Here is a 24,549-nt window from a genome sequence, read left to right as displayed (position 1 = left end):
TATATTGGGCTTTCAATTTCAATATACCATTTTTATTTGGCTTTTTGCGGTATTGCTCATTTTTGCGCTTCTTTTTTGGGGCGTAAAAAAATGGAAGAGACGCATCATAAAAAATATAGGCAATCCTTCGCTGGTGAAATCTCTGATACACCGGTACAGTCCGAAACGTTTTACCTTAAAATTCATGCTGGTTTGTGTCGCTTTTGCCATGGGTGTGCTGGCGGTTATGAACCTGCGAAAACCGGGGGGTAACGATGGGATTACGCGAAAAGGCATTGATTTAGTTTTTGCCCTGGATGTAAGCCGGAGTATGCTTGCGGAAGATATTGAGCCCAACAGGCTCGAACGCGCCAAGCAATTTATCAGCAAAATGATGGATGCAATGCCCGATAGCCGCGTAGGTCTGATTCTTTTTGCGGGAAAGGCTTATGTACAAATGCCGCTTAGTACAGATCATGGAGCCGCTCAAATGTTTGTAAACGAAGCCTCACCTGATGCGGTACCAATGAAAGGCACTATTATCAGCGATGCACTGCAGGAAAGCCTGAAAGCTTTTGGCGATAGAGACGCTAAATACAGGGCGGTTGTTTTAATTTCCGATGGGGAGGATCATGATGAAGAGGCGATTGATATGTCAAAAGAATTGTCCAAACGAGGGTTGATGGTTAACACAGTAGGTATTGGTTCACCCACGGGCAGTTTTATTCCGGATGACTCTACCCGGGGACATAAAATAGATGAGGAAACGGGCGCTGAAATAATATCAAAATTGAATGAACAGGAGTTAAAACAGATTGCCGCCAATACCGCCGGCGTGTATGTTCATTTAGAGAACAGCGATGCTGCTGTTAAACAGATCTCGGCAAACCTCTCACAAATAGATAAAAAGGTAACCGGAGATACCAGCCTTATGAGTTTCTCTTATTATTTCTGGGTATTTGTGGCGGTAATGATTTTACTGTTGATAGGGGAACAATTATTGCCGGAAGGAAAAAAGCCGGCAGCAAAGTAAGGCAGTTGTTGGTTTGTTAACAAAATACAGATGCGAAGATTTATCTTACTCATATCTTTTTCCACGAGCCTGGTAGCTGGCAAAGCTCAAAACCAGCAAAGTTTTATTAAAGAGGGAAACGAATTCTTCAAAAAAGGGCAGTTGGCGGAAGCTGTGGCCAGCTACAATAAGGTAACCGAGGAACCGTACAAGTACACAGCTCTTTTAAATAAAGGCACTGCATTGTACAAACAAAAAAAAGTGGATGAAGCATTGAAAGCTTACGACCAGGTAAGCGCATCTCCTAAAGCCACTGATTTATTAAAATCGGGCGCGCACTATAATGCCGGTGTTGTTTACAGCAGCCAAAATAAAATAGAAGAAAGCATTGAGGCTTATAAAAAAGCGCTTCGTTTAAATAGCCAGGACAACAATGCCAGGGAAAACCTGCAAAAAGCTTTATCAGAACTGAAGAAAAGTGGCGGAGGAGGCGGTGGCGATCAGAAGCCCCGGCAATCGCCGTCCAAACTGAACCAAAATCAGGCCCAGCAACAGTTAAACAGGCTGGAACAAAAAGAAAAAAATACACAGAATAAGGTCTCCAATAAAAAAACGCAATTTGGAGGTAGTGTTGGGAAAGACTGGTAATAAAAAAGAGTGTCCATAAACACTCTTTTTACTACATATAATTAATCTCTTATTGCACAGGAGGCTTAACCGCCTGCCGGGCCAATAAAATCCATTTGGCACCCTGCTTTTGCCAAACAGTCATCACTTTTAATGTAACGTGTCCCGGCTTGTTATTATCATTGGTATCTGCATCAAACAAATGCCTTACTATCGCTGTAGTTCCGGCAATATCTATCGTTTGACCGGAGATATTGATCTTTACAAAATCTGATGCGCCCGTTTTAAAGGTCTGTAAAAATTGTTCTTTATTTTCAATTTTCCCGCTGGAATGCCCGTAAGTTAACTTAGACACCGTCAGGCTGCTCAAAGATTTCAGGTCACTATCTTCTAAAGCTTTAACAAACTGGGTTACGGTTTTCTGAACCTGCTCCTCGTAGCTACGCTGCGCCTGGCTAGTCATACAAAATGCCACTGCGGCTAATAAAAAGATATGCTTCATGTTGTTCATTTTAATGGTTTAATTAATACTCTGTTACCAACGGGCTACTTCAGTGATCCCACCTACAGCAATATCGCCAATCTTCACTTTTATATCTGCATCAAGAGGGAGCAATAAATCTACCCGGGAGCCAAATTTAATGAATCCCATTTCTCCTGCCTGCTCCACTTTGTTACCCACTGACAGATAGTTTACAATACGTTTGGCTAATGCACCCGCAATTTGTTTGGTCAACACTTCCTTCCCGTTAGCTGCCTTAAATACGTTGGTATGGCGCTCATTTTCGGTTGATGATTTAGGATGCCAGGCCACCAGGTATTTCCCTTTATGATACTGATTATATACCACTTCACCACTTACCGGGTTGCGGTTTACGTGTACGTTTAAAGGGCTCATGAATATAGACACCTGTATTCTCCTGTCCTTAAAATATTCATCAGCTTCTACTTCTTCAATTACTACTACCTTACCATCGCAGGGCGCCAAAACAGTGTCTGTACCTACAGTATAACTTCTGTTGGGTATCCTGAAAAAAGACACTACCAATACCAGCAACACAAATGTTACCAGTAGTAATAAGTAGAAAATAGCCGGATAAGCAACGAATAAATATTTGTAACTAATAACGTTGATTAACAGAAATAAAATAACTGCAATGGCAATAGAGCCTTTTCCCTCACGATGAAGCGTCATGTACGATTGTTTTTTGTGCTGCGAAATTACAGCTTATTGCCTAAACAGATGGCCACGAATGCACAAATTAAACTATTTGCACACCCGCAGCCATTAAGAAAGAAGAGAGGAAAAGAGTTTTTTATTGTTCTAACACCCGGAAGGTAATAGGTTGTTTACGATAGGCTTTCACCAACTCGCTATTTTGCCTTGCGGGATTCCATTTGCCCGATTTTTTAATAACCCGCATTGCCTCCTGCTCCATTCCGTGACCGAAGCTGGTAAGCGGCTTGATATCACTTACATTTCCGCTCGCGTCCACTATAAACTGAATAATTACGGTATAGGTTCCTGGTGCAGCTCCATTGTCCACCGGAACTTCACCTACCAGGTTACGTTCTAAAAACTTCTTCCAGTCGCCTACGTAGGAAGCATCTATTTCCACTTTATAAAAAATCTTATCTGCATCAAAATCCTCTTTTAGCTTTGCTACTACAAGTCCCTTTCCATCGCCCTCTGACGGTGGTGTTACAACAAGTCCCATATCCTTAACCCCATCCTGGGATATATTACCGATTCTTGTATCAGTCAGCGCCTCCTGGGTAGGCGGCGGTTCCACAATATCCTTATCCGTAATAACAGGCGTGGTAAAAGCAATCGTCTGTATTTTCGGCACTTCTACTTTGGGTGCCGGAGGTGGTGGTGGCGGTTCCGGAATGTCTTTTTCCATCGGTTCTATTGCTGATATCGTAAGTTCAGGGCTTATTTTTACTATACCCTCATCAACAGTTTTGGCAAATGTATGACTTAGCCAGGCGCCCCCTCCTATAGCAATACAAATACCGGCTGTTATTAAGAGCGCCCTGGTCATGCGCTGGTGATAATTTCTGCGAAGCTCATAGGCTCCGTAATTTTTGTTTCTTCCATCGAAAATGATGTCGAGCGTATCTGCCCTGAGAATAGCTGCTGTTTCCATAATTGTTTATTTAAAATGTGATTTGAAATGTATGCCAGGTGTATGTTCTATAAAAGATATACCTCTCCCACTACCCTTCGGGTTTACTTTTTTGTAAGGATATTTTCGATGCTTATTTTGTAGCCTGAAGCAGCGCCAGATCTCTGGCGTCAGGTTCTGTTAAAACATAGCGGGCAATTTTGTTGATCGTCATCTCATCCAGCATGGCAACAATTGCCTTGTAGCTGGCGTCTTGGGTGGGTTTAATCAGAATGGTCAGACCTTTTTGCCGGCAGTCGTCAATAGTAGCTGGGTTAGCAACGGCCTTTTCTTCGCAAGCCTTATCCGGCTTATAGTTTTTAATTACTTCCTGTTTTTTGCGGATCAGCTCTCTGCGGATTTCCGAAAGCGAGCTTTTTTTAATATTGATCCCCGCTTCGTCCGGCAGCCCCTCATAATAATAAATACCCGCATCTTTATCGATGAGTATAGTAAAGGCTCCCGATTTCGCAACCAGGGTTTCCAGCCCTTCACTTTTAGGCATAAAGAGATCCATTGCCTTGGGCTCATTCATTGATGAGGTAAAGATAAAAAAGGTAATAAGCAAAAATCCCAGGTCCACCATAGGTGTCATGTCTATTCGCACTGACAATCTCTTTTGCTTCCCGGTAAAACCCCGCTGTACGCGGCTTTGGCTTTGGTTTGTATCTATGTTTGCCATGGTTGTGCTTTTGTTAATGAGATACCGATCATACATTTTTCCATAAACTATTTTCGATCGCATGTATCCTTAAAGTAGAAAACCTCACAGGTCATGCCTGTGAGGTTACAACAATTAGCAACTCAATCAACGCTTCAATATGCTACATCATTATTTTTTTAACCAGGTATTGTTAACCCGGTTCCAATCCGGTAGTTGGTTATCCGGATCTATTTTTACTTCCTTCAATTCACTGGTAGTAGGCACCCCAAAAGTGTAGGAGCTTCCACGCTGCCAGATCTCAACCGGCAATTGTATTGTTTGTTGCCTGCCATTTGTTTCAGTAACCAATATTTTTACAGGCATAGGCATTTGCTCCAGGTTTTCAATAGTTAGGACGGCGCCATTAGCCGGCAGATTATCCCTGTACGTTACGCCCTTCACCGCCTGGTCTATCTTCCAGGTATTCAATACCCATCCTCTCCAGAACCAGGACAGGTCTTCCCCTGCTACATTCTCCATAGTATGAAAAAAGTCCCAGGGAGACGGATGCTTAAATGCCCACCGGTTAATATACTCTTTAAAGGCGGCATCGAATCTGTCTGCCCCTAAAACGTTATCGCGCAAGGCATGCAGCATTTGAGAGGGCTTGTAGTAGGCGGTTACTCCCAAACTTCTTTGCTGTACCGCATCCGGTATGGTATATAAGCCGTCTACGTTTTCGCCAAACGAGCTCCTGCCCTCATCGCCTGACGATGGCTTCGAAAATTCGCCCTTATTAAATGCCCGGGTAGAAAAACTGTTTATAAACGTATTGAAACCTTCATCCATCCAGGCATATTTTCTTTCGTTACTGCCAACGATCATGGGGAACCAGGTATGTCCAAACTCATGATCGGTTACCCCCCAAAGTCCAGCCCCTTTTGCACGGTAGCTGCAAAATACAATACCCGGATATTCCATACCTCCCACAATGCCTCCTACGTTCGTGGCTGCAGGATAAGGAAATTCAAACCATTTTTGAGAATAATGCTCAATGGAGGCTTTAGTAAATTCTGTGCTGCGCTCCCAGCCGTTGGCACCAATCGATTCTACAGGGTAAGCGCTTAATGCTACGCATTTTTTGCCGCTGGGTAAATTTATTTTGGCTCCGTCAAAAACAAAAGCTTTGGAAGCGGCCCAGGCAACATCCCTTGTATTCTGAATTTTAAATTTCCAGGTATTCGTTTTCTTAGTGGTTTTTATACCTGCATTCACGTCATCCGCACTCCGGATCGTCACTGTTTTATCGCTGGTTTTAGCGTTGGCATACCGGGTAGCCTCAGCAGCAGAAAGACATTCGGCAGGATTTAATAATTCACCCGATCCCACAATGATCATGTCAGCAGGAGCAGTTACAGCAAAATCAATATCACCATACTCCAGGTAAAACTCACCCTGCCCTACATAAGGCAACACATTCCATCCCTGCAGGTCATCATATACACACATGCGGGGAAACCATTGCGCTATTTCATACACCCACCCGTTCTTTGTTTGCAGTCGCCCCATACGATCAGTTCCGTATACCGGAACTTCAAAAGACCAATCTATGATCAACTTAACCTTACCCGCATTCTTCAAAGATTCCTGCAGCCAAACTTGCATACGGGTGTCTGTAATGGTGAACTGCGGAGTATATTTCTTCCCGTTCACCTCTATGGCCACTGATTTAATTGCCTGACCCTGGGTAAATCCGGTATTGGCCCATCGTCCGCCTGCTGCAGTAGTGGTTGCCGATCCGCGGGAGTCTTTGCGATAAATATTCTGGTCTAACTGTAACCATAAAAATTTTAGATTATCCGGACTATTGTTTGTGTACACCAGCTCCTGCGACCCTGCAACAGTATGGTTCGCGGTATCGATAGAGCAATTAATTTTATAGTCAGCCCTGTTCTGCCAATACTTTACGCCTGGTTCACCAGATGCACTTCTGTACTCATTTCCGGGATAAGGATAAAACTGTGGGCTAAATGCTTCCTTAGCATTGTACGTGGAAGTTGTTTGAGAAAACGCCTGTGTTGTTAGTAATGCCAACACAAAAGAATAAAGAAATTTATGTCTCATGCAAAAATTTTAAACGCTGAATTTAATATTTTTTTTGCGGGCCAATCGTTAACAGAAGTAAAATGTGATAAACGGTAGTTTAGGTTGCAAAAGATCAGCGATCAGCTAACCACTTAAAACGAGAAAGACAGCCTGGTGTCGGGATGAACCAGTTTGGCGCTTTTACGATTTCCCTTATAAATAAAATGTACAATATTCACCTGGTCGTCAAACAGATCGTACAGTACCTTGTTCTCTACCGTAATGCTTTTTATATTGAACGCCCCGGCTTCAGCAATGGTATATACATATACTGCTTCATGGTCAATTTCCCAGCCATAAAGTTTGATAGCTAATATCTTATCACCAGATTTCAGGCTCAGGTGGGTAGTAATATATTTATTCACCAATATCGTCATCTCTGCCTTAAGTCTGGGATTAGAAAGATCGGTCTTCTGTTTATATAACTTAGACAATACGTTTTCAAAATCGTCAGTAAAGATTTTGGTGCTGATCTCTATCCTTTTGCTTTTGGCATCGTACTCCATTTCTGTAGCGCTTACATGATAGGGATGTACATTTGCATGAAACAAAAACAAGCCTAACAACCATTTATTGAGTAATAATACCACAGACATATTTTGCGAAAATAGTATTATGACAAAAATTTAGCTTTAGAAGTTGTACGGGCACATGAGAAATTACAATTTATGAGCGATTTCAGTTTTTATTTTATCGAGGGATGGAGGCATATTGTTAGTACTGATGCACTGGACCATCAATTATTTATTCTTGCATTAGCTGTTGTATATACATTCAGCGATTGGAAGAAAGTGTTGATCCTGGTAACCGCATTTACGGTAGGGCATTCTTTGACTTTGGCGCTAAGCGTGTTAGATCTGATAAGGGCTTCGTCCGCCTGGGTAGAGTTTTTAATTCCCGTAACCATTGTATTAACTGCTGCCTGGAACATTTTCAATGGCAAACCGGTTAAAAACGTAAATACCAATTATTTTCTGGCCTTGTTTTTTGGTTTAGTACACGGGCTGGGATTTGCCAATTCCATACGCATGATGCTAGCCAGCGATCAGTCTTTAGGCATGGGACTGTTTGGCTTTAATGTGGGGTTGGAAGCCGGCCAGGTGGTGGTAGTGCTCATCATCCTTTTGTTGGGCAAAGTTTTGCTGGAACTGGTAAAAGTTCCTCAAAGAATTTATATATTCGTAGTATCACTGGCTGTTTTATTGTTTGCAGCCAAAATGGCTATAGAAAGAGTTCCTTTTTGATTGTATTCAAAACGTATCGTGCAGCTATTTTCTGCACTTCATATCAATTTATGATACATAAATTGGTTTAAAAGACTTGTAATAAAAGTATGTCGAAGCTATCATGTATCATCGCTGGTCTCACGTTTTGCGTATCCGCAGCTGCGCAGGATATTCAAAACAATCCTACCAGTAATCACGGTAATAAATTTGAACAGTTGGGAACCATTTTACCAACCCCCAACGAATATCGAACGGCAAGCGGGGCTCCCGGTCCGAAGTATTGGCAGCAACGCTGCGACTATACGATCAAATGTGAGCTGGATGAAGTAAATAACGTTTTGACGGGTAGCGAAACATTGAACTATTTCAACAACTCTCCTGATCAGCTCACTTATATCTGGTTCCAGTTAGACGAAAATGAGCATAGCAATATCAACAATGCTAACTATCAAACCTCATCCCGTATGCCACAGGCGATGACGGATAATATGCTGGCTACGCAAGAAGAAGAGGCGGGAAAGACAGACAATGGCTACGGCGTTAAAGTAAAAAAGCTCACTGACGTGAATGGCGCCGCACTAAAATATACCATCAATAAAACTATGATGCGGGTAGACCTGCCCACCCCCCTGAAGCCTGGTCAGAAATACGTTATCAAAATCGACTGGTCTTATAAAATTAGTGACCGGATGAAATATGGCGGACGAGGCGGCTACGAGCATTTTGAGGAAGACGGCAATAACCTGTACACTATGGCGCAGTGGTTTCCCAGGGTTTGTGTGTACAGCGACTTCCAGGGCTGGCAGAATCACCAGTTCACAGGGCGTGGAGAATTTGCCCTGACTTTTGGAAATTATGACGTGCAGATCACCGTTCCTGCAGATCATGTAGTGGGCGCTACCGGCGAATGCCAGAATTATGCACAGGTGCTAACCCCGGCACAACTGGGACGGTACAACCAGGCCCGCAACGCCAAAGAACCCGTTGAGATTGTAACACTGGCTGAAGCCACTGCTGCAGAAAAGAACAAGAATACTGCTAAAAGCAAAACCTGGTCCTTTAAGGCTGATAATGTAAGAGACTTTGCCTGGACCGCTTCCAGGAAATTTGTATGGGACGCTATGCCGCAGTTGATCAATGGAAAAAAAATAATGTGCATGAGCTTCTATGGCAAGGAGGCTTACCCACTTTACAGGAAATTTTCCACCCGCGCCGTGGCACATACCATTAAAACTTACTCTGATTTCACGTTCCCCTACCCTTACCCCGTTGCACAAAGTGTAGAAGCTGCCAATGGTATGGAATATCCCATGATCTGCTTTAACTATGGACGTACGGAAAAAGATGGCACTTATAGTGAAAGTGTGAAAAATGGTATGTTGGGCGTAGTCATACACGAGGTAGGCCATAATTTTTTCCCCATGATCGTTAACAGCGACGAGCGCCAGTGGACATGGATGGATGAGGGCCTGAACAGCTTTGTTGAATACCTTACAGAAGAGCTATGGGATAACAAATTTCCAACTAAGAAGGGATGGGCTGGAGCTATTGTGGATTACATGAAGCTACCGAAAGAGCAATTGGAACCGGTAATGAGTAATTCGGAAAACATTATCGGGTTTGGCCCGAACGCTTATACCAAGCCGGCTACCGCGTTAAACATTCTCCGCGAAACGATAATGGGTCGCGAACTGTTTGATTTTTCGTTTAAAGAATATGCACGCCGCTGGGCGTTTAAACATCCCACTCCGGCCGATCTTTTCCGAACTATGGAAGACGCCAGCGGTGAAGATCTGGATTGGTTCTGGCGGGGCTGGTTCTACGGAATTCAGCCGGTAGACATTTCGCTGGATACGGTAAAATATGCTAAAGCAGATTTAAACAGTGAACTGCCCGAAGCCAGGTCTACCCAGAGAAAAGTGGCAGCACCGGACAAAAATCCTTATGATGACATTTCTAAGATCCGCAACCGGAAAAATAAGAACATTAAGTTCTACACCGACCTTAATCCGGAAGCAAGAGATTTTTACTGGCAATATGCACGGGGACAGGTAAAAGTGGATACCACGCAAACATTTACGGTAGAAATGCCCATGACCGTTACGGCTTTAACACCCCAGGCCAAAGAAAAATTTGCGAACAGCTATTTTTATGAGCTGAGCTTTAGCAATAAAGGAGGACTGGTAATGCCCATTATTATTGAGTGGACCTATAAAGACGGCAGTAAAGAGATAGACCGTATTCCTGCCCAGATATGGCGTTATAATGAGCAAAACGCAAAAAAATTCTTTGTTAAAAATAAAGAGGTGACTTCAATACAGTTAGACCCATTGCAGGAAACAGCGGATATTGATGTAACTAATAATGTATGGGGAACCATGCCGGCGCCTACCAGGTTTAAGGCATTTTCTCAAAAGACAGAAGGCGGTCCACGCCGCGGTCAGAGTGTAGGTAAGAACCCGATGCAGGCGGCGGGTATGTAGTAATCCGGTCGAAAGTTGACTGGTTGATAAGGGAAAGTATCCTTGTCAACCAGTCAACTGATAACTTCGTCAAAAAAACATCGCCTCGGCAACGGCCAAACTTTCAGGCTTCCCAACATCTACCCATCTGTCGCCGCTATGTTCAAAACCTACTATTTTGTGCGTTTTGGCAAGATCAAGATAAAGATCGATAAGGGAAAACTTTCCGGTGAATTGAATATGATCAAATACTTCATACTCAAATATCACCACACAGTCATAAGCTTTCGCCACCAGATTGTCCCTGGGAACCGATATACGTTCCTCGCCTGTTGCGTTATTCCTCCAGCCACAAAGCCTATTATCTTCGTCGAACAGCAAGTTGCGGGAGGTTTTGCGATTACTTACAGCAAATGAGATCAACGGCTTTTCCTGCTCGTGAAAACGCCGCAGTTCGTTTATATCCAAATCTGTCAGTATATCTGCATTACAGGTAATAAAACGCTCGCCTGGTTTAAAAAGTTGTTTAGCATGCAGCAATCCACCACCGGTTTCCAGCACGTAGTCGCGTTCATCGCTAATAATTATATTAGAGCCCCAACCACTATTTTTATTCACAGCGTCCTCAATCTGGTCCGCAAAGTGATGCACGTTTACAATTACATCTTTTATACCATATTGCTGCAGGTATTCTATATTACGCTGCAGCAAAGGTTTGCCATTAACCGGTGCCAAAGCCTTGGGATGGCTGTCCGTCCAGGGTTTAAAACGGGTGCCGAGGCCGGCACAGAAGACCATCCCGCGCGCTCCTCCGCCCCCTGAAGGGGTGGCCTCCGCTACGCTTTCCGACAGCGATTGGTTGCTCGTATTTATATTCATTGTTATAAAATCTTCAATTTTACTAATCACACTTTCCAGGTGCTTTTCCACCTCATTGTTGGTAAACCTCAATACCTGTAAACCGTCTGCCTCCAATAACTTTTGTCGAATGACATCATGAGCCTTGACATCTTCTTTCAAATGTATACTTCCATCCACTTCTATAGCTAGTCTTAATGCATGGCAATAAAAATCGAGAATATACACAGAGTAAGGATGTTGCCTTCTAAACTTAATTCCAAGTGGCCTTGTTCTTAAATATCCCCACAAAATCTCTTCTGCATGAGTGCACTGATTGCGCAGTTCTCTTGCCCTCTGAAACAAAAATTTACCAGCACCTGCATGCATGTTTCGTTTCATAGATTTTAGTTTTTAGCAGCGCAGGTCTCTCCTTTTAGGGGTTGGGGGTCTGCGTCGGCTCATTGCACCAATTCTTCGCATCCTGCACATAATGGCAAAGTTCAATTTTTACTTTGAACTTGTTTTTTAGATGCCGCACCAATGCGTCTGCTGCATATACGCTACGATGCTGACCACCGGTACATCCAAAGCTTACGTAAAGACTGTCGAATCCACGTTTAATATAATCCTCCACACTTATATCTACCACATCAAAAACGCTGTGCAAAAACTCGGGCATTTTTGTCTGCTGCTCCAGGTATTGAATTACTTCTTTATCGCGGCCCGTCTGGCATTTCATACTTTCTACACGACCCGGATTCAAAATACCCCGGCAGTCAAAAACAAAACCGCCACCGTTCTCTTCGTCATCAATCGGCAATCCCTTTTTAAAAGAAAAGCTGCATATTTTTACAACCAGGGGCGTGTCTTCTGTTGCCTGCACGGGTGTAAACTGCTGGATAATGCTATCATCCACGCATAGCTGCAATACTTTTTCAAACTCGGGTAAAGCAATACCCATGGGATGGGTTTGCAGGAAAGATCTTAAATTTTTTAACGCAAGCGGGATACTGGTTAAGAAATGCGCCTTTCTTTCAAATAATCCCCTGAATCCGTAAGCGCCCAGCACCTGTAACAACCTTATCAACACATAACCATTGTACTGGCTTATAAAGCTTAATGTGTTCAAAGGCCGGTCCAGCAAAGGTTCCAGGGCATTCATATAATCCTGTAGCAGGTTGCGTTTCCAGTCTTCCGGTAGCGCAGCACGTGCCTGCCAAAGCAGGGATGCCACATCATACTGGGGAGCGCCCTTCATGCCGCCTTGATAATCTATGAAGTGCACAGAATTATCTTTCATGACCTGGATATTCCTGCTTTGAAAATCGCGGAACATAAAAAATTTATGATCGGTATGCGTGAGGTAATTACTTAGTGCTTCAAAGTCATCGATCAGCTTTTGTTTATCGTAAGGCTTGCGTAAAGCGTCTAAAAAATAGTATTTGAAATAAAGCAGATCAGCCATAATCGCCTGCTTACCAAATTCAGAGTTGGTCAGGCATTTGGTATAATCCAGGTCTTTATCACCTTCTACCTGCAAACGGGCCAATTCTTGCAGGCTTTCTTTAAAAAGATCGTAAATAGCCGGTGTATAGCCTTCACCCTCTAACCGGTTGATCAGGGAAACATCCCCAAAATCCTCCTGTAAATAAAACTGCCGGTCTTCACTTATGGCATAAATATTCGCTATCGGTAAATTTTTCTCAGAAAAGTTCTCTGAGAAATATAGAAAAGAGTTATTCTCGGGCACATTAGCGCCATAGGTTCCGATCACCGAACCGCCCTCTTTATCCCATATACGGAAGTAGCGTCGCTCGCTACCCGCCTGCTGTAACACATCGATAGAAGCGGGTACATTCCCGCTCCAGCTTTTATAAAGATCCTGTATGGCTTCAATTTTTTCCTGCATCGGGCAAATGTAAACAGGATTTACAGATTTCTTTATCCTTTTTTTGAAAGTACAGATAAGCTAATTAAATGCCTGATCCTGCATTAAATCCCTACGAAACCCCGATGCACAAAGAACGATTTTGCTATCTTAGCCCAAACAATAATGTATGCCTGTAATATTACCTGTAGAAGGAAAAGAACCTCAATTTGGAAATGATTGTTTTATCGCACCCAACGCTACGATAGTAGGTGATGTGGTAATGGGTGACCAGTGCAGTGTATGGTTTAATGCAGTGTTGAGGGGAGATGTCAATTACATCAAAATGGGTAATAAAGTGAACGTACAGGATGGAGCCTGCATTCATTGTACGTACCAGGGTGCGGGCACTACCATCGGCAACAATGTTTCCATTGGTCACCATGCCATTGTGCATGGCTGTACTTTACATGATAATGTGCTGGTAGGCATGGGCGCTATTGTAATGGATAATTCGGTAGTACATAGCAATACTATTATTGCCGCAGGCGCCGTAGTATTAGAAAACACCATTTGCGAAGCCGGCAGCATTTATGCAGGTGTGCCCGCCAAAAAAGTAAAAAACATTTCTGAAGAGTTGGTAAATGGCCAGATCAACCGCATCGCCAATAATTATGTTAAATATGCCGGGTGGTTTAAATAATACACCTATTTGACCTTTCTAAGCGCCTTGGTTTTGTGAACCGCCACATGATCCGTTTTATCGCTCTTGATTTCATACTGAGGATCATCGGGTGTAGCATGGTGCGTATAGCCTTTCCAATTAAAATCAGATTGATGAATACGGATAATTGTTCCGGATACATGCCCGGCCTCAGAGTTCCAGCTGACATGATCGCCTTTTTTAAATTTTGCTTTCATGTATTTGTTATTTTATTAATCACTAACGCGGAGGAAGCGCTGCTTTTGCATCAAACCCGATCCGGCAATCTTCGGTAAGTTTAAAGTCAAAAGGGTTAGACAGTTCCTTGTATTTGTTATCTATAAGCTCAAATACCTGGAGTATCAGGGTCAGCCATCAGGTAGTATTTTACCCCGCAGAACTCATAAAGCGCATACTTGGTATTCCAGTCCTTTAGCCTTGTTGCTTTGGAAAAAATTTCCACAATTAAACAGGCGTTTGGGTAATATGCCCTTCAGGATCGAGGTTGCCACAGGCAATTAAAATATCGGGCGAACAATATTGGATTCGTCAACGATCCAATCCTGCCCGTATAAAACCCTGCAATTACCGGATGCACGGCTTTGTTTTAAATTATTGTAAAAATAAGCGCTTTTCAGTAATTTTTACTTTCCATACTATCCAGAATATTGACATAACTCACATACCTGTCCTCATGTATTTCTTTGTCTATTACGGCCTGTTTAATAGCACATTCGGGCTCGTTAATATGCATGCAGTTATTATACCGGCAGTTGTTTAAGCGGTCCCGCATTTCCGGAAAATAATGGGAAAGCTCTTCTTTTTCCAAACCGGTAACCGCCAGCTCCCTGATACCCGGAGTGTCAATAATCCTGCCTCCTGAAGGCAGATCGTACATATTGGCGAAAGTAGTGGTATGCATTCCCTTCCCACTCCAACCGCTTACATCCTGGGTCTTTATTTCTTTACCCGGTAGCAGGTAGTTAACAAAAGTAGATTTTCCCACGCCACTATGCCCGCTTACCAGAGTGGTTTTATCCTGTAACAATTGCTGTAATGCTTCCAGGCCCTGGTTGGCTTCTACACTCACTGCGTGTACCTGGTAATTTAAAGACTGGTAAATGGCGGTTAACTCCTCCAGTTTTTTGAACTCCTTATCACGGTAGATATCTGTTTTATTGAAAACAATAACAGCCTGTACATGGTACATTTCGCAAACCACCAGGAAACGATCGATAAACCCCTGGGAGGTTTTAGGATCCTTCAAAGTAGCCACCAGCAAAGACTGATCGACATTAGCAGCAATAATATGCTGCTGATGCTTTACCCGTGGCGACTGCCGGTTGATATAGTTTCTTCGCGGAAGAATTTGAGTGATCATAGCCGTAGTTTCCAGCTCATTCTCTACCTCAATTGCAACTTCATCTCCCACCGCAATAGGATTAGTACTGGTGATATCATCTATTTTAAAAACGCCTTTCATACGGGCATTATGAAAATTCCCCTGCTCATCTTTTACCGAATACCAGCTACCGGTTGACCTGTATACAAGTGCTTTAATCATTTAGACCTTTTGCATGTTCTTAATTAAAAAAGTCCAGGGCCGATGGACGATCGGCCATGGACTAAAAGTTTTGTTCTGTACTACAAAGCTAATTGTATACAGTATATTGAATATAATACTTTTATCCTAAAAACTACACCGCTACATTAAAGTCGCGTAAAGCATCATTTAAACTGGTCTTCAGATCAGTACTGGCTTTACGTTTACCAATGATGAGCGCACAAGGCACCTGGTACTCTCCTGCAGGAAATTTTTTAGTATAAGTGCCTGGAATCACCACGCTGCGCGCCGGGATGCGGCCCTTGGTTTCAATCGCAACTTCTTTACTTACATCAATAATACGGGTGCTTTTCGTTAATACTACATTCGCTCCCAATACTGCTTCCTTCTCCACAACAACACCCTCTACCACAATGGAACGGCTACCTAAAAAACAACCGTCTTCAATGATAACCGGGTTAGCTTGCAGTGGCTCCAATACGCCCCCAATACCTACACCGCCGCTCAGGTGCACGCCTTTACCAATTTGTGCGCAACTGCCCACAGTAGCCCAGGTATCCACCATAGTACCTTCGTCAACATAAGCACCAATATTGGTATAAGACGGCATTAATACCACATTTCTACCTAAGAAAGCGCCATAACGGGCCACGGCATGCGGCACTGCACGTACGCCTTGTTTTTCGTAATCCTTTTTCAGCAACATCTTATCATAGAACTCGAAAGGTGCCACATCCCAGGTTTGCATCGGCTGAATGGCAAAATACATCAGGATGGCCTGCTTCACCCATTCGTTCACCTCCCACTTGGTTTCTTTCTTTTCCGCAACGCGCAATTGTCCTTTATCCAATGCCTCAATTACTTCGCGTATGGCATCACTATACTTTTTGTCTTTTAGTAAGTCCCTGTTATCCCAGGCTTCTATGATTAGATCTTGCATGATAAAATTTTGTGTGGGCAAAGATAAACCTTGAAACCTGAACTATACCGATTAAAAATGCTCGTTTTGAGGTAAAATTCTACCGTCATTATTGTCCAGGTCATGAATGCGGGCGCTGCTCAACATGTAAAGGTGGAGCGAACCCAGTATACTTTGGAAAAAAATGGTGCATCAACAATGGTCCATAGTCTATAGCTATATTTGTCACATGAATATTGGTTTTGATGCCAAAAGGGCTTATCATAATGGGACAGGACTTGGTTTTTTCAGCAGGGTACTGATTAAGTTAATGGCTGCCCATTATCCGCAGCACAACTATTATTTGTTCAATCCCAAACCGGGAACACTTTTCCAACCGGAGACCACTAATATCCGGGAGATTTTGCCCACTCAATCCCTCCATAAACTTTTAAGCAGCGCATGGCGTAGTAAATGGGTAACAAAGGATCTCCAAAAGCTGAAAATTGACCTTTATCACGGTCCCAGCCAGGAAATACCCAGGGGGATTCCTCAGACAGGTATTGCGTCGGTGGTAACCATTCATGATCTTTTTCCTGAGCTATATCCACAGGATTTTAAGCCCATCGACGTAAAAATATACCGGACCAAGTTGAGATATGCCTGTAACTACGCCAACAAAATCATGGCCATCAGCGAGGAAACCAAGGGGCATATTGTTGAGAAATATGGTACAGATCCTGCCCGTATTGATGTGGCCTACCAGAGCTGCGACCCCATTTTTAATGTAATTGAGGGGGTAGATAAAAAAGAAGTCATACGTGAAAAATATGGCCTGCCCCAACAGTTTTTCCTGCATGTAGGAACTATCATAGAAAGAAAGAACCTGTTGAATATTTGCAAGGCGTTGAAGTTGGTTCAAGAGGAAATTGAACTACCACTGGTGGTAGTTGGAAAAGGCAGTGACTACAAGGAAAAAGTAAAACAATACCTGATTGACAACCAACTGGAAGAAAAAGTAATTTTCTTATCAGATCAGCTCGCAGCCCGGGGCAAAAAGCCATTTATTGCAACAGAAGATTTCCCGGGATTATACCAGCTATCAACAGCAATGATATATCCATCGTTTTACGAAGGCTTTGGCATGCCGATCATTGAGGCCATGTCAGGCGGTGTTCCGGTGATCACGTCTACCACCTCCTGTATGCCGGAGATCGCCGGAGACGCGGCCTTTCTTGCCAACCCTGAACGCCCTGAAGAAATGGCCGAGGGTTTTAGAAAATTTTATGGAGACGCCTCCTACCGGAATGCTGCCATAGCTAAAGGGCTTCAAAACGCAGAACGTTTTTCCCCGGGAAAATATGTTCAGTCCGTAATGAATATTTATAATTCAGCTTTATAAACCATGAATTTCGAAGAAGATATCAAAAAATGTATTGAAGTACTGCAGGCTGGCGGCACCATTCTTTACCCAACCGACACGGTATGGGGTATTGGCTGTGATGCTACCAATGCTGAAGCAGTAAAAAAAGTATATGAATTAAAGAAACGGGACGATAGCAAAGCCCTGATTGTATTAGTAGCCGGCGAGCGTGAGGTGATGCAGTACACGGCGGCCGTTGATCTTAGCCTGTTCGATTACCTTGATAGCACCACCAGGCCCACTACAGTCATCTACGAACAGGGATTAGGATTTGCTGAAAACCTGGTGGCTGCCGATGGCAGCATCGCCATACGTATTTGCAATGAGGCATTTTGTAAAGCGCTGATCAAACGTTTTGGCAAGCCCCTCGTCTCTACCTCGGCTAACATCTCGGGCGAGCCTGCAGCGCCGTTTTATGCCTCCATCAGCGAAGTTATAAAGACGGGTGTAGACTATATCGTTCAATACCGGCAGGATGATAATGAGCCTGCCCAACCTTCGTCTATTATCCGCTGGAGGGATGGTAATGTAGAGATCATCCGATAATCAGCGGTTATTGGAAGGAAGCCTTCTTTATGTTTACGTTGATGAGTTGATACCCTTTATCCGTACGCAGAAAATCGAGACCTTCCTGGTAATCTATTTTGCCGTTGCCATAGTGATTAATGTAGATACTCATCTGTGGGTATTTCCACTCTTTGGCCTGGTTGCAGTTATCGAAATACTCTTCATATTCCTTCGAGTCATAAATAAAAGGGTTAAGACCCCCACGGGTGATAAAAGAATCGCAGGAAGGTTGTTGCAGCTTTTGTAAAGTAGCTTTTAGCACAGAATAATTTTTGTCGATAAATGATGCCCCGTTTTTGAAAACCCAGCCATCCTGTTCAGTGTAATAAGACAGTTTATCAAAAACATGCTGCTTCAAAATATCCACATCCAATTCACTAACAAGCTTTTTCAGCAAACCGGCAAATTCTTTTTCATAGTCGATAAATGAATAGTAACGGCCATCGACTGCTTTATAATTAATACGAACCGGATCATCAACTACATGGTCCGATCTTTTCATAGAATAAAGATTGATCCCATATGGTGCAACAAAAGACCTGATCAGTATTTTTCCGGCCGTATCCAGCAAAACAGTTTCCCCGCCCTCCCAATAATAATGCTCGCCATCCGATTTCTTTTGAGCGCCGGTGAGGCCGGTCAATAAACCATTCTGTACCCTGTCCAGGTAATTGTAGATAGCCGGAACAACCACCTCGCCATTCATGTTCAGCAATCCTACCTTATCCAGCTGGCGATCACGGAACCGAATAAATCCCTCACTTTCACAGTCGGGCACGTTATCAAAAAAATAAAGACTATCGAAACCTGTTTTTTTGCCGGTTCGGGTAAGAAAATAAGCAGACCATTTTCCCGTTGCAGGAGATTCTTCTATTACGGACATGATGTGCTCCAGTTTCCGGGCAATGCCTGCGCCGGTAAACCGGGGTTCTACCATTACGCGCCCGATATTATTTTTAAATCCATACAAGCTGGTATCTGCGTTCCAGTAAGCGGTCCAAACATCGTTTTGTGCCCTGCCAGCTGTAAACAAACATACCAGGAAAAAAGATAGAATTATATATTTCATGAGTCCTTCTATATAAGACACCATAAACAACAATATCCACAAAATTTAAAGTCTTTTATCTTTGCCGCGCATGGATATTGACTTAAACGAACAGGAACAGATAGTTATTGCCAAAATTGCCGCAGCAGCCCAGAAGTCGGGACTGGAAAGCTACCTGGTAGGTGGATTTGTGCGCGACAAACTTTTGGGACGTCCCACGAAGGATGCTGATATTGTTTGTGTAGGAGATGGTATTGAGTTGGCTAATGCAGTAGCCGCCCAATTTCAGCCCGTCCCGCGGGTGAGCGTTTTTAAAAACTTTGGGACAGCGCATATCAATATTCTTCTGCCACACACCAGGGAGGCTTTTGACATTGAATTTGTGGGGGCCAGGAAAGAAAGTTACCAGCGCCATAGCCGTAAACCACAGGTGAAACCCGGTACTTTGGCCGACGACCAGAAAAGACGGGACTTTACCATTAACGCGCTGGCCATCTCGTTGAATAAAAATGATTTCGGCAAACTGGTGGATCCTTTTGAAGGAGTAAAAGATCTCGACCAAAAAACTATTGTTACACCTTTAGAGCCTGAACAAACTTTTAGTGATGATCCGCTGCGTATGATGCGGGCTATTCGTTTTGCCACGCAGCTTCATTTTAATATCGCCAGCGAAACCTTATTAGCCATATCGGATCAGGCGGAAAGAATTAAGATTATTTCGCAGGAACGCATTACCGATGAACTGAACAAAATAATTAAAGCGCCAAAACCGTCTATCGGCTTCGACCTGCTTTATAAAACGGGGTTATTAAAGTTGATCTTCCCAAAAATGGTTGCTTTAGCTGGCGCCGAAATTGTAGACGGCCATGGCCACAAGGATAATTTTTACCACACCTTACAGGTACTTGATAATGTAGCCAAACATTCCGATGACCTTTGGTTAAGATGGGCTGCTATATTACATGATATTGCCAAGCCGGCTACCAAAAGATTTGAAGAGGGCCATGGATGGACTTTTCACGGACATGAAGTAGTGGGTGGACGCATGGTACCGAAGATCTTTAGTGAATTGAAGTTACCAGCCAACGACAAAATGCGCTTCGTAAAAAAACTGGTGGAACTGCATTTGCGCCCCATTAGCTTAACCAAAGAAGATATTACCGATTCGGCCATCCGCAGGTTGTTATTTGACGCGGGGGAAGATTTTGATGCTTTGATGATGCTTTGCGAAGCCGATATCACGAGTAAGAACCGCCAGAAAGTAAAACGCTACATTGAAAATTTTAAATTGGTCCGGGAACGTTGCAAAGAGGTGGAGGAAAAAGATCAGATCAGGACCTGGCAGCCTCCGGTTGACGGTTCCGAAATTATGCAGATCTTCAATCTTAATCCTTCGAGACCTGTAGGTATTTTAAAGGACAGCCTTAAAGATGCAATACTGGACGGGATCGTAGAAAATAATCGTGAGGCGGCGTTGGAGTTCCTTAAATCCAAAGCCAGGGAAATAGGGGTGGCTTAAGAAAAAGATAATCAATAGTACATGTCATTTATTCAGACCCAGTCTATTTCATCCTTATTTAAATGGGCTACGTAAGACTGCAATGCCAACTGTCCTTTCAATACCATGCCTTTCATTTCGGTAGGATTAAATACCAGTCCGCCCGGGCCACCCCCCAAATCATCTTGGGGTTGTATCAGGTGTATTTTTAAAGGTTCTTTATTTTGATAGGCGCCGGGCACATGATCCACGTTAAAGTATGCTTCGATATCTGCATTATTCACGCCCAGGGATTTCATTTTCGCCTTTACTTTGCTGATGTAAGAAAGTCCACGATTGTAGTGCAGCGGTCCATACAAATCGTTTGCACCCACATCGGTTATAAAAATAGCGATAGCCTTTTCCAATATACCAAACAAGCTGGTTTGTTCAGCATGATCCTGCTTTATGTTTTGGGCCGAATGGATAATTGTAAATATTTCCTGAGCTCCTGCATCGGTAGCAATGCCGAGACCTGCATATTCCCGTACACCGCCATCCACAAACTGATGTTCTGGAAATGCCTCCCCCGGTACTGTTTTATTCACTTTAACGGGAGGCATAAATACCGGCTGACTGGAGGAGGCCAGTATTGCTCTCCTGAACTGATCCGGGCTTACAATCTTTCTTACTTTGTAATAGCTGCTTTCAACAGGATTTTGTGCTGTTGTGAAAACCACCAGATCCTCCGTTTGGAGGCAGGTGGTGGTCAAATACACTTCTTTACCAGATTGTTGTAATCTTTTAAAATAATCATCAGTATATAATGCATCGATCTTATCACTTAACGGGCCTGCTGTAAAGATGGAATGTGCATTCAGGCGCTTACCGATATTGTATTTCACCAGTATTTGCTCGTCGGTAACCGAAGTGTAGAGCTGCTCAAGTTTCTCCAGCTCGCCTAATGCCGCCAATGGAACAATTAAAGCACCGGTACTGGTTCCTACCAGTACGTCAAAATCCAGCTGATATATATTCATGAGGTCTTTTACAACCCCTACCGAAAAAGCTCCTTTAGAGCCACCGCCGCTAATAACAAGAGCATTCTTCATGGAATTAAATTTTAAAGGTAGAAAATGTATTATCGGGCGTATTTATCCGTATCCTGTTTTTGTTTACTTAATCTTATTGCGATAAAAGATTGCAGCCACCAGTTATTCAATTTATAATCCCGTTGGGCAGTGATGCCTATATGAGCCAGCGATAATATTTCAAAGCCCAGGCCACCACCCACCATTTGCTGGCGGTTCGTTCCCCAGCTGGCCTCCGCGATCAGTTGCATGTTGGCCAGGGTGCCAAAGTTTTTTGTACCAAATTCAGTAAGCTTTAATGCTATCACCGGGCCAAAGAGCCCGCTGACTTTTTTGCTGGTATAAGCGGCCCCGAGGTTGGTTCCCAACCGCAGCAAGCCCGGCACTACCGTCACCTGCGGATTCAGCGATAAACCACCGGTATAAGCATCGGGCGCAGTACTTTTAAAATTAGTAACGGCTCCGTTTGTTAATTTAAGATTCAATAACCATCCCTGGGTAAATTCGGTGTCCTGTTGCTGCGCATTGGCCAATGCTGTTACCAATACCAGCATTAATAAAAAGGGCATTCTTAAGGTTTCCATAGTATGTGTTTCAGACATTAAAGGTATTCCATCAACTACTGCCTGCTGATAGCTAATTTACGCGACTATTCCGGTTCTATCTGCTGGTTTTATAGGTATAGTGATTGACCAGTATCCTGATTTCATTGTAGTCCCAGGAGTCGGGCAGGGCTTGCTTCCATTCGGTAATAGTTTTAAAATTTTGTTGTTTAAACCGTGCTTCAAATAGTTTAATGTCTTCCTGGTTAAACAGCCGGTCAAGGGCAAGCACTCCTACCGCTGCCATTTTAGCCAGGTGCCCCAGAATAGTTCCTTTGGCGAGCGAACGTAACGCAGCTATTTCATCAGGTGATTTTCCCTCTTCAAAAAGCTGGAAACTGATAATATGAGTCGGCTTTTTTGAGACGGCCTTTTCTACTACTAATGCCTCCCCCTCCATCAAAACCGTATCCAACAACCTGGCATCTTTTAGTATAGAGAGGTAGGAAGCGATGCTGTCAATCAGGCCTTTCAGCACCTCGTTATAGGCTTTTAACCCCTTCGAACCCTTAGTTTCTGCATAGCATTCTTTTGCAGGTATAAATACTTTCTCATCGATATTCTTAAAAAAGAAAGCTACAGCACCTTTACTTTTTTCTTCTATCGGCAGCCATTCTCCGGGGGCTTGTGTATAATGCTCAAGCCGGTGGTTTAAAAATGCGGCAAACTTCCCGTATACAGTTTCCAATGCTTTCAGGTCTTCCATTAATTGTTGGGCAACCGGTAATGTTTCTGTTTTATCGATAACTGTACTTTCCTGTATTGCGGCTTCCCATGCCTCCGCTTCTGTTAAAAGCTCCTGTGTGTTCAATTTTTGAAGCAGCTTATTTCCTACATATTTATACTGTTCAGCAGCTACAATTGCAGCAATCTGGTTTCCGGCATCTGTATCTTGCTGAAAAAGCTGAATACGGGCGTCATTGATAATAGCTTGGGCCGGGATTTTTGTCTTCAGCACGATACCTTCCAGGGTTCTGCACCGGCTTAGGGCAACATAAACCTGTCCGCTGGTAAAAGATTTTCCTGCGTCTATGATTACTTTATCGAAAGTAAGTCCCTGACTCTTATGAATGGTAACAGCCCAGGCCAGTTTAAAAGGAAATTGTTCGTAACTCCCGATCACATCTTCGGCGACCTTGTTTTCCTGGTCTATAAAGTACTTTTTGTTTTCCCAGGTTTCCCTCTCAATCGTCAGCTCTCGTGTTTCGTCCTGCGGCAGCACTTTCACCTCCTCGTCACGGAGCTCTGTAATGGTTGCCAGCTTGCCATTGTAAAAGCGTTTGCTCTCATCCTTATCGTTCCTGATGAACATGATCTGGGCGCCTTCCTTCAACTCCAGTTCTTCCTCGTTCGGAAAAAGATTAGGTTTAAATTCGCCCCAGACCTTGGCTTTGTAAATATGGCTTTTACCCTTCAGCGCTCTTAACTTCTGCTTATTAATGGCATCTGCCATATAATTATGCGACACCAGGTGCACGTAAAATTCCTCAGGGTCAAAATCGGGTTGATAACGGCTATGTAACAGGTCGAAATTGATATTTTCTAAGTCACTATCCCTGATGGCATTCAGCATGGTTAAAAAAACCAGGTCTGTTTGCCGGTATACCGTAGTCAGGGAAACGGTTAAAAGATGTAATCCCTCCAGGGCTTTGGCTTCAAAGAAGAAAGGGGCGTTATAAAAGGTTTGGAGCATACGCTCATTTTCTGGTCTTACTACCGGCGGTAACTGGTAGAGATCCCCTATAAATAGCATCTGTAAACCACCAAACCGAAGCGGAGATTTTCTGGCGGTTCTTAAAGCCAGATCCATCATATCCAGTATATCGCATCGTAACATGGATACCTCATCTATAATGAGTATTTCCAATGTTCTCAATAATTTGAGTTTGTCTCTCCGGTATTTGAAGTGAGGCAGCAAGTTGGGAATATTGATGGCTTCATTTCTATCTACATATTCAACTGTTGGGACAAAGGTAGTCAGCGGTAGCCCGAACATGGAATGGATAGTGGTTCCACCTGCGTTGATTGCTGCAATACCTGTGGGAGCCACAATGGCAAACTTCTTACCTGTTTTTCTTACAAAATTTTGCAGGAATGTAGTTTTACCGGTACCTGCCCTGCCGGTAAGAAAAACACTACGGTTCGTATGCTCGAGTAATTCAAATAGGTGTCGCAAATCAATATATTAGGCAGTATTTAATTCTCTG

Annotated in this window: 23 protein-coding genes and 1 pseudogene; 8 read left to right on the top strand and 16 right to left on the bottom strand. The window is 43.4% G+C overall.

What is annotated here, in order from left to right:
- The first annotated feature begins 4 nt into the window (after positions 1-4).
- A complete protein-coding gene (locus U0035_RS15625; protein ID WP_114791806.1) occupies positions 5-1,012 on the top strand; it encodes a VWA domain-containing protein in 1,008 nt (335 codons plus the stop codon).
- A gap of 30 nt (positions 1,013-1,042) precedes the next feature.
- Positions 1,043-1,639 carry a tetratricopeptide repeat protein gene (locus tag U0035_RS15620; RefSeq protein WP_114791807.1) on the top strand — a complete coding sequence of 199 codons (597 nt, stop codon included), beginning with the start codon at positions 1,043-1,045 and terminating at the stop codon, positions 1,637-1,639.
- 49 nt (positions 1,640-1,688) lie between these two features.
- On the opposite strand, the gene U0035_RS15615 is transcribed toward U0035_RS15620, so the two are convergent.
- The 6 genes from U0035_RS15615 to U0035_RS15590 all read right to left on the bottom strand — a co-directional run bounded on the left by U0035_RS15615 (position 1,689) and on the right by U0035_RS15590 (position 7,170).
- Positions 1,689-2,120 carry a nuclear transport factor 2 family protein gene (locus tag U0035_RS15615; protein WP_245957763.1) on the bottom strand — a complete coding sequence of 144 codons (432 nt, stop codon included), beginning with the start codon at positions 2,118-2,120 and terminating at the stop codon, positions 1,689-1,691.
- A 33-nt stretch (positions 2,121-2,153) separates the two neighbouring features.
- Entirely contained in the window at positions 2,154-2,813 is a 660-nt protein-coding gene (locus U0035_RS15610; RefSeq protein WP_114791809.1) for a phosphatidylserine decarboxylase family protein, read from the bottom strand.
- A gap of 121 nt (positions 2,814-2,934) precedes the next feature.
- Positions 2,935-3,768 carry an energy transducer TonB gene (locus U0035_RS15605; protein WP_114791810.1) on the bottom strand — a complete coding sequence of 278 codons (834 nt, stop codon included), beginning with the start codon at positions 3,766-3,768 and terminating at the stop codon, positions 2,935-2,937.
- Between the two features lie 112 nt (positions 3,769-3,880).
- Positions 3,881-4,468, bottom strand: a complete 588-nt coding sequence (locus U0035_RS15600) for an ExbD/TolR family protein (RefSeq protein WP_162817929.1) — start codon at positions 4,466-4,468, stop codon at positions 3,881-3,883.
- 150 nt (positions 4,469-4,618) lie between these two features.
- Positions 4,619-6,553: a M1 family metallopeptidase gene (locus U0035_RS15595; RefSeq protein WP_114791812.1), complete on the bottom strand. Its 1,935-nt coding sequence runs from the start codon at positions 6,551-6,553 to the stop codon at positions 4,619-4,621.
- 113 nt (positions 6,554-6,666) lie between these two features.
- A complete protein-coding gene (locus U0035_RS15590; RefSeq protein WP_114791813.1) occupies positions 6,667-7,170 on the bottom strand; it encodes a DUF6702 family protein in 504 nt (167 codons plus the stop codon).
- A gap of 72 nt (positions 7,171-7,242) precedes the next feature.
- Here U0035_RS15590 and U0035_RS15585 point away from each other — a divergent pair, with 72 nt between their 5' ends.
- On the top strand, positions 7,243-7,818 hold the full coding sequence (locus U0035_RS15585; protein ID WP_114791814.1) for a HupE/UreJ family protein: 576 nt from the start codon (positions 7,243-7,245) through the stop codon (positions 7,816-7,818).
- Positions 7,819-7,907: 89 nt separating this feature from the next.
- Entirely contained in the window at positions 7,908-10,283 is a 2,376-nt protein-coding gene (locus tag U0035_RS15580; protein WP_114791815.1) for a M1 family metallopeptidase, read from the top strand.
- Positions 10,284-10,352: 69 nt separating this feature from the next.
- On the opposite strand, the gene U0035_RS15575 is transcribed toward U0035_RS15580, so the two are convergent.
- Both U0035_RS15575 and U0035_RS15570 read right to left on the bottom strand, forming a co-directional pair.
- On the bottom strand, positions 10,353-11,501 hold the full coding sequence (locus U0035_RS15575; RefSeq protein WP_114791816.1) for a DUF559 domain-containing protein: 1,149 nt from the start codon (positions 11,499-11,501) through the stop codon (positions 10,353-10,355).
- A gap of 34 nt (positions 11,502-11,535) precedes the next feature.
- A complete protein-coding gene (locus tag U0035_RS15570) occupies positions 11,536-13,011 on the bottom strand; it encodes a RapZ C-terminal domain-containing protein (protein ID WP_114791817.1) in 1,476 nt (491 codons plus the stop codon).
- Between the two features lie 148 nt (positions 13,012-13,159).
- Between U0035_RS15570 and U0035_RS15565 the strand changes: the two genes are divergently transcribed.
- Positions 13,160-13,672: a gamma carbonic anhydrase family protein gene (locus U0035_RS15565; protein WP_114791818.1), complete on the top strand. Its 513-nt coding sequence runs from the start codon at positions 13,160-13,162 to the stop codon at positions 13,670-13,672.
- Positions 13,673-13,677: 5 nt separating this feature from the next.
- On the opposite strand, the gene U0035_RS15560 is transcribed toward U0035_RS15565, so the two are convergent.
- The 4 genes and pseudogenes from U0035_RS15560 to U0035_RS15550 form a co-directional block, all read right to left on the bottom strand.
- On the bottom strand, positions 13,678-13,890 hold the full coding sequence (locus U0035_RS15560) for a hypervirulence associated TUDOR domain-containing protein (protein WP_114791819.1): 213 nt from the start codon (positions 13,888-13,890) through the stop codon (positions 13,678-13,680).
- Positions 13,891-14,018: 128 nt separating this feature from the next.
- Positions 14,019-14,144, bottom strand: a pseudogene (locus U0035_RS23005) (Uma2 family endonuclease); the annotation flags it as partial.
- A 162-nt stretch (positions 14,145-14,306) separates the two neighbouring features.
- Positions 14,307-15,236: a ribosome small subunit-dependent GTPase A gene (rsgA, locus tag U0035_RS15555; protein ID WP_114791821.1), complete on the bottom strand. Its 930-nt coding sequence runs from the start codon at positions 15,234-15,236 to the stop codon at positions 14,307-14,309.
- A 133-nt stretch (positions 15,237-15,369) separates the two neighbouring features.
- The gene (locus tag U0035_RS15550) at positions 15,370-16,176 is read right to left on the bottom strand and encodes a 2,3,4,5-tetrahydropyridine-2,6-dicarboxylate N-succinyltransferase (RefSeq protein WP_114791822.1); all 807 of its coding nucleotides are present in this window, start codon (positions 16,174-16,176) and stop codon (positions 15,370-15,372) included.
- 208 nt (positions 16,177-16,384) lie between these two features.
- Here U0035_RS15550 and U0035_RS15545 point away from each other — a divergent pair, with 208 nt between their 5' ends.
- Positions 16,385-17,536, top strand: a complete 1,152-nt coding sequence (locus U0035_RS15545) for a glycosyltransferase family 4 protein (protein WP_114791823.1) — start codon at positions 16,385-16,387, stop codon at positions 17,534-17,536.
- Between the two features lie 3 nt (positions 17,537-17,539).
- On the top strand, positions 17,540-18,103 hold the full coding sequence (locus U0035_RS15540; protein WP_114791824.1) for an L-threonylcarbamoyladenylate synthase: 564 nt from the start codon (positions 17,540-17,542) through the stop codon (positions 18,101-18,103).
- Positions 18,104-18,110: 7 nt separating this feature from the next.
- Here U0035_RS15540 and U0035_RS15535 read toward each other — a convergent pair whose 3' ends face one another.
- Complete coding sequence (locus tag U0035_RS15535; RefSeq protein ID WP_162817931.1) at positions 18,111-19,193, bottom strand: WG repeat-containing protein; 1,083 nt, start codon at positions 19,191-19,193, stop codon at positions 18,111-18,113.
- A gap of 70 nt (positions 19,194-19,263) precedes the next feature.
- Between U0035_RS15535 and U0035_RS15530 the strand changes: the two genes are divergently transcribed.
- Positions 19,264-20,691 carry a CCA tRNA nucleotidyltransferase gene (locus tag U0035_RS15530; protein ID WP_114791826.1) on the top strand — a complete coding sequence of 476 codons (1,428 nt, stop codon included), beginning with the start codon at positions 19,264-19,266 and terminating at the stop codon, positions 20,689-20,691.
- A 32-nt stretch (positions 20,692-20,723) separates the two neighbouring features.
- Here U0035_RS15530 and U0035_RS15525 read toward each other — a convergent pair whose 3' ends face one another.
- The 3 genes from U0035_RS15525 to U0035_RS15515 all read right to left on the bottom strand — a co-directional run bounded on the left by U0035_RS15525 (position 20,724) and on the right by U0035_RS15515 (position 24,518).
- Positions 20,724-21,761: a patatin-like phospholipase family protein gene (locus U0035_RS15525; protein WP_114791827.1), complete on the bottom strand. Its 1,038-nt coding sequence runs from the start codon at positions 21,759-21,761 to the stop codon at positions 20,724-20,726.
- Between the two features lie 29 nt (positions 21,762-21,790).
- Positions 21,791-22,324, bottom strand: coding sequence for a hypothetical protein (locus U0035_RS15520; RefSeq protein ID WP_245957764.1), 534 nt, complete (start codon positions 22,322-22,324; stop codon positions 21,791-21,793).
- A 76-nt stretch (positions 22,325-22,400) separates the two neighbouring features.
- On the bottom strand, positions 22,401-24,518 hold the full coding sequence (locus U0035_RS15515; protein WP_114791828.1) for a helix-turn-helix domain-containing protein: 2,118 nt from the start codon (positions 24,516-24,518) through the stop codon (positions 22,401-22,403).
- Between the last annotated feature and the right edge of the window lie 31 nt (positions 24,519-24,549).

The organism is Niabella yanshanensis (assembly GCF_034424215.1).
In the GTDB taxonomy this organism is placed as follows: Bacteria; Bacteroidota; Bacteroidia; order Chitinophagales; family Chitinophagaceae; genus Niabella; species Niabella yanshanensis.
Note: the sequence above shows the minus strand (reverse complement) of the source record. Positions and strands in the feature narration are given on the sequence as shown.